The 11,803-nt window shown below is 67.9% G+C and carries 11 protein-coding genes and 1 pseudogene; 11 read left to right on the forward strand and 1 reads right to left on the reverse strand.

Annotated features, from left to right (window positions below; all coding sequences use genetic code 11):
• Window positions 1-228, forward strand: a 228-nt coding sequence (locus tag ACWEF2_RS16950) for a hypothetical protein (RefSeq protein ID WP_453816163.1), incomplete at its 5' end; no start/stop codon positions are given.
• 132 nt (window positions 229-360) lie between these two features.
• Here the strand turns inward: ACWEF2_RS16950 and ACWEF2_RS16955 are convergent.
• A pseudogene (locus ACWEF2_RS16955) lies at window positions 361-756 on the reverse strand (aldo/keto reductase); the annotation flags it as partial.
• A gap of 56 nt (window positions 757-812) precedes the next feature.
• On the opposite strand from ACWEF2_RS16955, the gene ACWEF2_RS16960 reads away from it, so the two are divergent.
• The 10 genes from ACWEF2_RS16960 to ACWEF2_RS17005 form a co-directional block, all read left to right on the forward strand.
• Complete coding sequence (locus ACWEF2_RS16960; RefSeq protein WP_453816165.1) at window positions 813-2,333, forward strand: recombinase family protein; 1,521 nt, start codon at window positions 813-815, stop codon at window positions 2,331-2,333.
• Window positions 2,334-3,024: 691 nt separating this feature from the next.
• On the forward strand, window positions 3,025-4,431 hold the full coding sequence (locus tag ACWEF2_RS16965; RefSeq protein ID WP_453816167.1) for a replication initiator: 1,407 nt from the start codon (window positions 3,025-3,027) through the stop codon (window positions 4,429-4,431).
• A gap of 174 nt (window positions 4,432-4,605) precedes the next feature.
• Window positions 4,606-5,124 (forward strand): flavoprotein, encoded by a 519-nt coding sequence (locus tag ACWEF2_RS16970; protein ID WP_453816169.1) that lies wholly within the window; start codon window positions 4,606-4,608, stop codon window positions 5,122-5,124.
• Window positions 5,125-5,128: 4 nt separating this feature from the next.
• Window positions 5,129-6,343, forward strand: coding sequence for a helix-turn-helix domain-containing protein (locus ACWEF2_RS16975; protein WP_453816171.1), 1,215 nt, complete (start codon window positions 5,129-5,131; stop codon window positions 6,341-6,343).
• Between the two features lie 315 nt (window positions 6,344-6,658).
• The gene (locus tag ACWEF2_RS16980; RefSeq protein WP_453816173.1) at window positions 6,659-7,072 is read left to right on the forward strand and encodes a hypothetical protein; all 414 of its coding nucleotides are present in this window, start codon (window positions 6,659-6,661) and stop codon (window positions 7,070-7,072) included.
• Window positions 7,073-7,140: 68 nt separating this feature from the next.
• Entirely contained in the window at window positions 7,141-7,455 is a 315-nt protein-coding gene (locus ACWEF2_RS16985) for a hypothetical protein (RefSeq protein ID WP_453816175.1), read from the forward strand.
• A 157-nt stretch (window positions 7,456-7,612) separates the two neighbouring features.
• The gene (locus tag ACWEF2_RS16990; protein ID WP_453816177.1) at window positions 7,613-7,774 is read left to right on the forward strand and encodes a hypothetical protein; all 162 of its coding nucleotides are present in this window, start codon (window positions 7,613-7,615) and stop codon (window positions 7,772-7,774) included.
• Window positions 7,775-8,042: 268 nt separating this feature from the next.
• Entirely contained in the window at window positions 8,043-8,543 is a 501-nt protein-coding gene (locus tag ACWEF2_RS16995) for a hypothetical protein (RefSeq protein WP_453816179.1), read from the forward strand.
• A 690-nt stretch (window positions 8,544-9,233) separates the two neighbouring features.
• Window positions 9,234-9,590 (forward strand): hypothetical protein, encoded by a 357-nt coding sequence (locus ACWEF2_RS17000; RefSeq protein ID WP_453816181.1) that lies wholly within the window; start codon window positions 9,234-9,236, stop codon window positions 9,588-9,590.
• Between the two features lie 25 nt (window positions 9,591-9,615).
• Window positions 9,616-11,803, forward strand: a 2,188-nt coding sequence (locus ACWEF2_RS17005; protein WP_453816183.1) for a hypothetical protein, incomplete at its 3' end; no start/stop codon positions are given.

Raw genomic sequence — 11,803 nt, forward strand, 5'->3', positions numbered from 1 at the left:
GGGCTGGCGCTGGTGGCGGTCTGCGCGGGCCTGGTGGTCTGGTCCGACGGGGACCGGTTCTGGTGGTGCGCGGGCTGGGACACCCGGCGGCGGCGATTCGTCTACGCCTTCCACCGGGCAAGCGAACCGGACCAGGCCGCCGACCGGGTGGCCCGCCATTATGCCCGGCTACGCGCCCAGCACCCCTACCCCCACCCGTCGCAGTCCCTCCGCGCGGACCCGGTATGACCGGGGCGGAGGCCGGGATGGGGAGATCTACGCGGGGGAAGAGGGGGCGTACGGCCAGGCGGTGGGCCTGTGCGATGGCCGCGACCTGTCGGCTCGTGCCCGGCCCGTGTCCGGGCCGGGGGCCGCCTGGTGTCAGTAGGCGACGGCGCGGGGGCGGTACGGCTCGGCCAGGAAGGCGAGTTCCTTCTCGGTCAGGGCCAGGTCCACCGCGGCGACGGCGTCGTCCACGTGCTTCTCCTTGGTGGCTCCGACGATCGGGGCGGACACGCCCGGCTGCCGCAGCACCCAGGAGAGCGCCACCTGGGCGGCGGGCACCCCGCGTTCCCCGGCTACTTGTGCGACCCGGTCGAGGATCTGGCGGTCGTTGTCCGCGTCGGTGTAGAGGGCGCCGATGCGCCCGTCGCTGTCGGCGCGGACGGTGCCCTGGTCGGAGCCCGCGCGGGCGAGCAGGCCACGGGCCAGCGGGCTCCACGGAATCAGGCCCACGCCCTGGTCGGCGCAGAGCGGGATCATTTCCCGCTCCTCCTCGCGGTAGAGAAGATTCTAGTGATGCATCTCAGGCATGATGTCGTGCGGAGGTGCACATGAGCCCGTCGAATTCCCCTGTTCCCGTCGTCTCCTACGCCCGGATCTCGTCCGACATCAGGCGCGACGAACACGGCGTGCAGGATCAGCACAGGGTCAACCGCCAGACAGCCGAGCGCTACGGCTGGACCGTCGTCCACGAGTTCACCGACAACGACAAGTCGGCCGCGAAAGAGGGCGTCGTCCGTGACGACTTCGAGGCGATGCTACGCGCGATACGTGCTGGAAAGCTGCCGAACGGTGCGCCCGTTCAAGGTGTGGTGATCGTCGCGGAAGACCGGCTGGCGCGCCGCCCGGGCGACTACGAGCGCTTCGTAGAGGCGATCACCTTCCAGGACGGACGCGTGTTCGCCGACGCGCGGGGCAGCAAAGATCTTTACAGCGAGGACGTGGAGAGCATGGGGCTCTTCGGGGCCGTGATCTCCAAGATGGAGGTGCGGAAGATGCAACGTCGCATGCGCCGCTCGCATCGCTCCCGCGCGGAAGAGGGCAGACCGTCAGGAGGGCCGCGTCCCTTCGGGTGGAACGAGGACCGGCTGACCTTGAACGAGGAGGAAGCCGATCTTCTGCGGAAGGCGGCAAAAGACTTCCTCGCCGGTCGCTCGCTTCATTCGATCATCCGGGAGTGGCAGGGACTCGGCGTCAAGACCTCGCTCGGGAACGACTGGGGCGTCGCCTCGCTCAAGGTCGGGCTGAAGAACCCCCGCATCTGCGGGTTACGGGAACTCGGCGGCGAGCTCGTACGGGACGCGGGCGGCGAGCCGATCCGTGGCAAGTGGGCCGCGATCATCAGCGAGGAGGAGTGGAGCGCGATCCGGGCCGTCTTCAACGCGCGCAAGGGGCACTTCATCACTCGGAACATGGAGATCGGTAAGGCGCACTCTTCCGACTACCGAGACCCTACCTACCTGCTGTCTGCGATCGTCCGCTGCGGACGGCCACAGCCGGACGGGACCCTCTGTAACACGCCGATGCGCGTCAACGTGAGGAAGAGCGCGACGCACCACGACTACACATGCCGGAGCAAGGTGGAGGGCGGCTGCGGGAGTCTCTCCCGGCGCGGTGACCTGGTGGACGAATACGTTTCCGAAGCGGTGCTGGCGAAGCTTGAAGAAAGAGCTTTCGCCGCATCGGCCGAGACCTCCACCTGGGGTGAGGAGTCGAAACTCCAGAGCACCAAGAAGCGTCTTGAAGAGCTGACCAAGCAATGGAACGCGGAAAAGATCAGTAATGACCTGTTCTTCAAGCTCGCGCCCGGTCTGGAAAAGGAGATCGCGCGGCTTCGTGGTGAGCGGGCGAACTTCACGGCCTCCATTGAGCTACGGCAGGCACGGGCCAGTACGGACGTGGCGGAGATCCGGCGGCGGTGGCACCTGCCGGAGATGGAAGGCGGGTTCCCGATCTCCATCAAGCGTGCGTACATCCGAGAGGCGCTTCACACAGTGATCGTCCACCCTGCCGGGCGGGGACAGAGGACCTTCAACCCGGATCTCCTTCAGCCGGTGTGGCGCGAAGACTGACCCTCAGGACGTCCAGGACGTCTTGAGCTTCCAAGAGAGCTGTCGGCCTTACTTAAAGGTGACGGCTCTCTTGCTTTTCTCACCGAATACCCGGTTACAGCCGGACGTCCACGGACTCTGACGGACATCACCGGACGCCGCCGGACGTCCTCACACAACCCCTCACGAGGAACCTTGAACTGCGTGAAACCGTTCCTCGGGTGGTACAACTGATCTACGTAAGAAGTCACCGACCCTCTCACGGCACGACACAGCGAATATCTCGGCGAATTACCTCAGGCGCATATTCAATCCGGGCACAAACGTTTTATGACCACCGATGATCGTCGGAGGGCCCCGGCCCGGCGGTAGGTGTCCACACAGAGCGCGCCATTCATTCCCTCGCCGCACTCCAATCTGATCTCTCTCGCTGCCGTGCATCCCATGCCGACGGCTGTCTTCGGGCTGCCCCGGTGAAGGTGCGCGACGTCTTGTCCGTCCGGCGGGCGGTGACTCCACCCACGAGGTAAGGAGGCACCCTGAACCCTCAAACCCCCCTGTCCGCCCGGGAGTGGGGCAGACGACAAGCCGCGAGATCCCCCCGCTGGACCGACGAGAAATGGCGACGTGTCGCCACCGTGCTCGGTGTCAGCGTCGCCGAAGGGCACCCTGCCGACCCCCTGCCCGACCACACGGACGGGAGGGATGCCGCGTGAACCTGGATCACCTCTCGACCGAGACCAGGGCGGCGCTGGAGCGCGCGAGCATGCCGGACTTCGATCGGTGGCAGCGCATGGTCTACGCCACCGGTGGTTGCGCCCAACCGGTCCGGCTGCACGGTGAACGCCTGACCGTGAACGTCAGGACGGGGGAGATCCTGGATCTGTACCGGACCGCCGACGAACCTACCGGCTTCTTGCTGACGGCCTGCGGTAACCGGCGGGCCTCCCGGTGCCCGGCCTGCTCGGCGACCTACAAGGACGACACCTACCACCTGATCATTTCCGGCCTGCGCGGCGGCAAGGGCGTCCCCGAGGGCGTGGGCGCTCATCCCCGGGTGTTCGCCACCTTCACCGCTCCGTCCTTCGGTGCCGTCCACGCTCACCGCGTGGGCAAGGACGGTAAAACGCTGCCCTGCCGTCCCCGGCGTGACTCCCCGGTGTGCCCGCACGGACGGCCTGAGAGCTGCGGGGTACGCCACGAACGAGACGACTCCCGGATAGGGCAGGCGATCTGCGAGAGCTGTTACGACTACCGGGGGGCGGTGCTGTGGAACGCGCACGCGGGGGAGCTGTGGAGGCGCTTCACGCAGAGGCTCCCGGCCGTTCTGGCGCGTCTGCTGGGGGTGGCGCGGGGCCGGCTGCGCCGGGCTGTGCGTCTGTCGTATGCCAAGGTCGCCGAGTACCAGGCGCGGGGCCTGGTCCACTTTCACGCCGTGATCCGGCTCGACGGACCTGAGGGTCCCACCGACCGGCCGCCGGACTGGGCGACCGTCGTACTCCTCGATCAGGCGATCCGCGAAGCGGCCGGACAGGTCGTCGTCCCGGCGTCGGAGGGGCCGACCCCGGTCCTGCTGCGGTGGGGCGATCAGCTCGACGTCCGGCCGGTGTACGTCTCCGCCGACGTGGACGGGGTCAGCGATCAACAGGTGGCGGCCTACGTCGCCAAGTACGCGACCAAGGGGGCGGAGTCCGCGGGGACGGTGGACCGCCCGATCCGCCGAGCGGAGGACATCGCCGGACTGGCCGTGACCGAGCACGCCCGGCGCATGATCCTCACCTGCTTCGCACTGGGCCGCCTGCCGGAATACCGGAACCTTCCGCTGCGGCAGTGGGCGCACATGCTCGGCTACCGGGGCCACTTCTTGACCAAGAGCCGCCGCTACTCCATCACCCTGGGCGACCTACGACAGGTACGCGCCGACTACCGGGCCGAGCAAGCCCGCTCGATCCTCGGTCTGCCCGCCCCGGACGGAGAGGAGACGATCACACTGTCCCAGTGGCGCTACGCCGGAAACGGCCTGCGGCACGGGGAAGCCCTGTGGGCCGAACTCGCCCGGCAACGCATCACCACCGGTCGTCGGATCGCCCGTGAACGAGAGCAGCCGGAACCTGGCTGACCGAAGAGGCGTGTCCCCGGGCGGAGTGGTGCGGCCGGCGGAATGCCGAAGGCACCCGAAGGGTGAGCGAGGCGAGTTCGGCCGGCGGCATCACGGCCGGTTTCATCGCCCCCTTGCCCGACCGCGACGGCCGCCCGGCTCTGATTAGGATCACGCGGTATGGAGACGTGCGGAGTGCTGTACGTGGTCGCGTGTGCCGCTCCGGCGGCGGCTGACCTCGCCCGCCTGGTGGTGCTCGCTCAGGCGGAGGGCTGGCAGGTGCACGTGGTCACCACGCCCATGGGCACCCGCTTCGTCGATGCCGACGAGTTGGAGCGGCTGACCGGGGATCGGGTGCGCAGCACGTACCGCATGCCGGGTGAGCCGAAGGGGCTGCCACCGGCCGATGCGGTGGTGGTGGCTCCGGCGACGTTCAACACCATCAACAAGTGGGCCGGTGGGCTGGCGGACACGTTCGCGGTCGGCCTGCTGTGTGAGGTGACGGGGTCTGGCGTTCCCATCGTCGCCGTCCCTCTGCTGAAAGACGCGCTGGCTCGGCATCTCGCCTTCGGCCGGAGCCTGGAGACGCTGCGAGAGATGGGCGTCCGGGTGCTGTTCGATCCCGATGCGCCGTCACATGCCCGCATGCCATCCTGGGAACAGATCATTCAGGAACTGCGCAGCGCTGTCGGGGGACGACACTCACAGGGGTGATGGTGTGGATGCCCGTAAGGACATCGGTCAGCGGATCGCGCGGGCACGCCGTCGCCGTGGCCTGTCACAGGCCGTTCTCGCGGGACTGATCGGTCGTTCGGAGAGCTGGCTGAGCCAGGTCGAGCGCGGGCAACGCAAGGTGGACAGCCACAGCGTGATCAACGCCCTGGGCGAGATCCTCGGCTTGGCCGCCCATGACCTCACCACCGCGAAAACGGACACCACGATGCGCTACCAGGCAGCGTTCGCCATCCGTCACGCCATGATGGGTTACGACGGCCTGTCCTCGCTGATCGACCCACGGCAGGTGGAAGGCTCACCGGAGAGCTTCGTCTGGCTGCGTCACGAAATCCGCCGGGTGAACCGGCTCTACCAGGCGACCCAGTATGACGAGGTGGGCAGACGCCTGCCAGGGCTCATCGTGGCGACCGAACTTGGCAGCCGCCATGCCCCGGCGCGCCGGCGCCGGACCTACCAGACACTTCGTTCGCTGACCTACCACTGCGCCACGACCACGCTGCGGCGCGTCGGAGAACCCGACCTCGCCTGGCTGGCCGCTGACCGATCGCTGGCCGCAGCCGAAGAGGCCGAACGACCGTTGCTGGCCGCCGTGAGCGCCTATCGTCTCGGCTACGTGCTCGTCCGTCTCCGCGAGCCGGACGCGGCACTTGGGCTCGTGCTCCGCGTGGCGGATGCCCTACACCGCTCCGTCCGCCATGGTGACCCTCGATCGCTGTCGATGCTCGGCGGGCTGTACCTGGTCGCGGTCACGGCCGCCGCTGCCCAGCATGACCAGACGGCCGTAGGCGCTTTTCTCACCCAGGCTCGCCGGGTCGCCGAACGCCTCGGCGGGGATCGCAACGACTTCTGGAGCGCTTTCGGGCTGACCAACGTCACCATTCACGAGGTGTCCGCGGCGGTGGAGTCGGGAGACGCACATCAGGCCATCGCGAAGGCGGAAACGCTCGATGTTGAGGTCATGGCCCCGGGCCTGGTCGGGCGTCGTGCACAGGTCCACCTGGATCTCGCGCGGGCGTACGCCATTCAGCGCAAGGACGCCGCGTCGGTGAACATGCTCCTCCTGGCCGAACAACTCTCTCCCGAACTCGTCCGTTACGGGGGGCGTACCCGTGACCTGCTGACTCAGCTCCTCAAGCGTGAGCATCGGGCCAGCACACCGCAACTCCGGGGCCTGGCCACACGAGCGGGCATCGCCTGATGCGGTGACGCACCGACCCGCACAAAAGTGCGGGTTCTTCACCTCCACTGCGGTACGGGTCCGGCCCTTGGCACGAACCTACGGTTCTTCCTGGCGTGCAGCCGCCACCCATAGCAGGCCACCGCGAGGAGGGAAGTCCGGGTCATGCCAGTACCACGCGCGTACGGCGCGAAACGTCGCACCCCGTCATCCCCGATCTTGCGGAAGCCGGGCCAGGCGCATTGTCCGCGAGGTTAGCGAGGGCAGTAACGGCGGACCTGCCGGAACGACGCCATCGTCCGGCAGGTCCTTGACCGCACTCTGGAGGTGCGATCCGTGGATCACTCTAAAGCCATCCGTCCCCGTCTTGGCGAGGGGGAGGTGGAGCGTCAGGATCGGGCGTTGACGGTGGTGCAGCGGCTCTTGCGGGAGCGGGGGATCCGTTCCCGGTGTCATCACACCATCAGTCTGGGCCTGTCGGCCGTTCGTGAAGGTGGGGCCGCATGCACCGATGGGGCCTCCTCGGTAATCGCGTCGGCGTCCGGGCCGTCGTTCTGGCTGGAGCGGTTCCCGCCGGAGCTGGCGGTGACCGGTCCGCAGGGGTGGCCTGAGGCCACCGTGACCATCGGGGTGCGTTCCGGTGCCTACCTGCTGTCCCTGCGTAACGGGCCGGACCTTCAGAAAGTCGCGCGGGCGGAGCCGGAGAAGGTGGCGAGCTTGATCGCCGGGGCGCTGGGGGTGGCGCGGTGAGGGGAGAGCGGGAGCGGGCAGGCATGGCTCCGTATCCGCCGTCCCGGACGTCTGGTCCGGTGTCGCCGGTGTCGTCGTATGACTGTCCGGCGGTGCGGGCGGCCGAATGTCTGCGGTCGGCTCTGGCCCGGCAGGGGATCGACTGCGATGTTCATGGCGGCTACGGGCTGGCGCTGGTGTCGGTCTGGACGGGCCTGATCGTGTGGTGCAACGGCGACCGGTACTGGTGGTGCGCGGGCTGGCTCGTCCGGGAGCGGCGCCCGGCGTACGCCTCGGCCCGGTGCGGCGACCCCGAACAGGCGGCGTTGCGGGTGGTCCGCCGGTACGCCCGGCTGCGTGAGGTGCATCCCCCGGCGCCGAAGTTGAGCGCGGGCCCGGTGTGAGCGCGGCGGAGGGGGTCTGTGTCCGGCCCGCGAGGGAGTTGCGCTCCGGGTGGGGCCTGCTGCTGGCCTACGAACAGAGCGTTCCGTTCCGGCTGGCTCCGGTGCGGGCGCAGGACTGGGAGGCGGCTTCGGAGGGCCGGGGTGGGTGTGGGGGCGGGTGGGTGACCAGCTGCCGCTCACCGGCGGCACCGGGCGGCCCGGCGGCCAGGTGACGGTCTTCTGCGAGCTGCCTGGCGGGGCCTCTCTGATCACCTCCGTGGGCGTTGAGGTGCCGGTGGTGCTCCGCCCGGAACCCCCACCACCACGGCCCACTCCCTGAAGGCGGGTGCGGCGGCGCGGTCTTCCCCGGTTTCCCGCGTCGCCGCACCTTTCGGCCCCGGTCCCTTGCGCAGGAGGGGCCGGGGCCTTCTCGGTACCAGGCGCTACGGGCGGTAACGCGTGCGGTAGCGGTGGGGCCTGTCTGAATGGCCGAAGGCCACCCGCAGGGCGCCCGTCAAGGGCTGTTCTGCCGGCGCCACCGCGACGGAAAGCCGATCTTGATCGGGTTCGCGGCTTCAGTAAACGATCGTGCGGAGAAGAAGAGAAAGTTGAGAAACACCGTGCTCAAAGCGGGCGTGGCCGTCGTGATGGCGCTGCTGGCCTCGACCGGGTGCGCAGACACTCCGGGGACCTCCCTGACCAAGCGGGAGGCGATGACGATCGTGAACGGCTACCTTCGGCAGACGTTCCAGGCGCTACCTGTCAAGATCGCCCAAACCTACCCGCTGGAGGACGTCTCCTCCTGCATCTCCTTCGACCGCAGGTCCACCCCCACCGGGCAGATCACGCCGGGGGTGGAGCACGTGACGGAGGTCATGGGACGGCGGAAGGGGCGCTGGTACCTGTCGGCCGTGGCGGAGTACTGGAGCTCCCGGCAGGCCACGGTGAGGTGGCAGGGAGACCACAGTGTGGAGATCCGCCCGTTCGGCGACCACTACCGGCTGCACCTCAACTACACCCCGCCCCCGGACGGGGGGCAGGTGAGCGTGATGGGCGGTCTGGACGATTGCATCTGGCCGGACGGCACCCCACCGCCTGAACACAGATGATCTTTCGGCAACTCGTGAGCCTCGTCATCACGTGATGGCGGGGCTCTTGCTGTGTCTGAAGGTCCGGGCGGCGGCGCGTACCGGGGGCGGCGGGTTCGTTTGGCTGCGGCGGGTGCCCGGGTCGGCGGGCGGCGGGCTTACGCCGTGCCGTCCCGGCTGGCGCGGGCCGGGACCGGCCCCCAGGCCGCATGCCCGGCCCGCTGGCCGTGCCGGGACGGCACGGCGTGTCCCGCCGTACGACGGCGCGAAGCGCCGCCGCCTCACCACCGGCTAAAAGACACCCGCTTTAGGAGAGCGGTGGCCGTGCGGCCAGCTTATGGGCTTTGAGCTGCGCAAACGGTTCGTACAGCCTGCGCCATCTATGAGATCATCCCGTGCATGTCCCGCATCCGTCGAGTGGGGTCGTCAGCAGGATGACCATCCGCTTTCAACCGGACCGATCGCCCTGCTCGACTGATCAAGACTGTGGTCAGGCGTGTGTGGGCGGTGGCGTAGATGTGTCGACGCGTGGGGGTGCTGCTGCCAGCACTGTTGTCACCTCAGCCATAGTTATCCGGTGGCAAGCCGACCCGGAGCGCAGGGCCGCCAGGCCCGAGCACCGGAAGCGGTGCGGCAGTCTCTTGTGATCTCACGGCAGCCGATATGTGAATTGCTATGTGTTGTCACGCTCTGTGGGAGGACAATACGGGGATGACGGCTCGGCGGTGGGTTCTGGTGGGAACGGCTGTGCTGGTGGCCGGTGTGGCCGTGATGCTGGTCTGGCTGCGGTGGGAGAGCGCGAACAAGGTCGCAACGGCGGTGTCGGCGCTGGCGGGGCTGGCGGCGGTCGGGGTGGCGGTATGGGCGAGCTGGCCGGTGGTCTCGGCCGGTGGCGGCCGGGTGCGTGTCAGGAAGACGGGGGCGGCGACGGCTTCAGGGGCGGGGGATGCGAACACCGGTGTGGTGGGCAGGTCCGGAGCTGTGCCCGGAGATTTGGTGGTGGACGGAAGCGGGGACGCCAAGGCGTCGGGTGAGGGCGATGCCAACTCCGGTATCCGGTTGAGCTGACGCCGTTCGAAGGGCGGGCGCAGGTATGGACGGCGGGCGCTGGAAGGGCGGTGTCCGGGAGAGCGGGACGGCGTCGGCCGAGTCCGGCGGGTATGCCAACACCGGTATCCATATCGGGGATGTCTATCGGGAGCCGGTGGCGCGGTCGGCGTACCTGGAACAGGTTGAGCAGATCTTCCCGTGGAGGTTGGAGGGCCGCTCTGCGGAGTTGGCCGAGCTGGCGGCATTCTGCTCGGGTGAGGGCGGGCCGGGTTATGTGTGGTGGCAGGGGCTGGCGTGGGCGGGCAAGTCGGCGTTGATGGCGACGTTGGTGTTGCATCCTCCGGCAGGAGCGCGGGTGGTGTCGTTCTTCATCACGGCCCGGTATGCGGGACAGAGTGATCGTCAGGCGTTCTTGGATGTGGTGTTACCGCAGTTGGCGGAGCTGCTGGGACAGTCGCTGCCGCCGTTGCTGGGGGCCTCGACGCAGCAGGGGTGGTTCAACCGGTTGTTGAAGGAGGCCGCTCGCGCGTGCGCGCAGGCCGGTGAGCGGCTGGTGTTGGTGGTGGATGGGCTGGACGAGGACCTGGGGGTGACGGTCGGGCCGGGGGCGCACAGCATCGCGGCGTTGCTACCGCCGGTGGTGGCGGAGGGGTTGCGGGTGGTGGTGGCCGGGCGCCCCAATCCCCCAGTGCCCTCAGATGTGCCGGTGGGGCATCCGTTGCGGGATACGCGGATCGTGCGGGTGTTGACGCCGTCGCCTGCGGCGCAGGTCATCCGTGATGACGCCGAGCGCGAGCTGGAGCATGTGCTGCACGGGGATGCCGCCGGGCGTGAGTTGTTGGGGCTGCTAGTGGCCGCAGGTGGCGGTTTGAGCGTCGAGGATCTGGCGGAGCTGACCGAGTCGCCGATGGGTGTGGTGCGCAAGTGGTTGCACGCGGTATCGGGGCGGACATTTACCGGCCGGGAGAGCCAATGGCGGCCGGGCACGGGGGCGCGGGTGTTCGTGCTGGCGCACGAGGAGCTTCACGCCGCCGCGGTGGAGTCGCTGGGGGCACAGACGCTGTCGGGATGTCGCGACCGCATTCATGCCTGGGCGCAGGGTTATCGGGATCGGGGGTGGCCGGCCGAGACGCCGGAGTATCTGCTGAGCGGGTACCACCGAATGCTTCTGGCGGCCGGTGATTTAGTACAGCTAGTGGAGTGTGCCATCGATCAGGCGCGACTTGATCGGATGCTGGATCGCAGCGGGGGGGATGGTGCGGCGCTAGTAGAAGTAATAACCTGCCAGAGAGTGATCTGCGGTCAAGACAATCCGGATCTTTATGCGTTGCTGCTGCTCGCACATACTCGTGAGTTTTTAGCTGATCGCAACGCCCATATTCCTCCTAAGCTGCCAGCAGTTTGGGCCCGATTAGGGAATCCGATCCGCGGGGAGGCATTAGCCCGCTCCATCACTGACCCCGGCCCCCAGGCGCAGGCTCTGAACGGGCTGGCCGCAGTCTTAATTAAGGCTGGTGAGATCGATCACGCCCTCCGTCTCGCCCACGACGTCGAAGTCGCCGCCCGCTCCATCGCTCACCCCACCCTCCAGGTGCGCGCTCTGAGTGAACTAGTAGCAGTCTTAATTAAGGCTGGTGAGATCGATCACGCCCTCCGTCTCGCCCACGACGTCGAAGTCGCCGCCCGCTCCGTCGCTGACCTTACCTTCCGGGCACGGGCTCTGAACGGGCTGGTCGCAGTCTTAATTAAGGCTGGTGAGATCGATCACGCTCTCCGTCTCGCCCACGACGTCGAAACCATCGCCCGCTCCACCCCCTACACCACTTTTCATGTGGACGTCCTGAGCGAACTGGCCGCAGTCCTGGCTGAAGCCGGTGAAATTGACCACGCCCTCCGTCTTACCCACGACGTCAAAGCCGTCGCCCGTTCTACCCTCCACCCCGGCTCCCGAGCATGGGCCCTAAGTGAACTGGTCGTAATTCTAATTAAGGCTGGTGAGATCGACCAAGCCCTCCACTTAGCCCACGATGCCGAAACCACCACCCGCTCCATCACCCACCCTGACTTCCAGGTGGGGATCCTAAACAAGCTGGTCGCAGCTCTGGCTGAAGCCGGTGAAATTGACCACGCCCTCCGTCTCGCCCACGACGTCGAAACCATCGCCCGCTCCATCACCCACCCGAACTCCCAGGTGGGGATCCTAAACAAGCTGGTCTCAGTTCTGGCCGAGG

It is taken from the genome of Streptosporangium sp. NPDC004631, assembly GCF_053601935.1.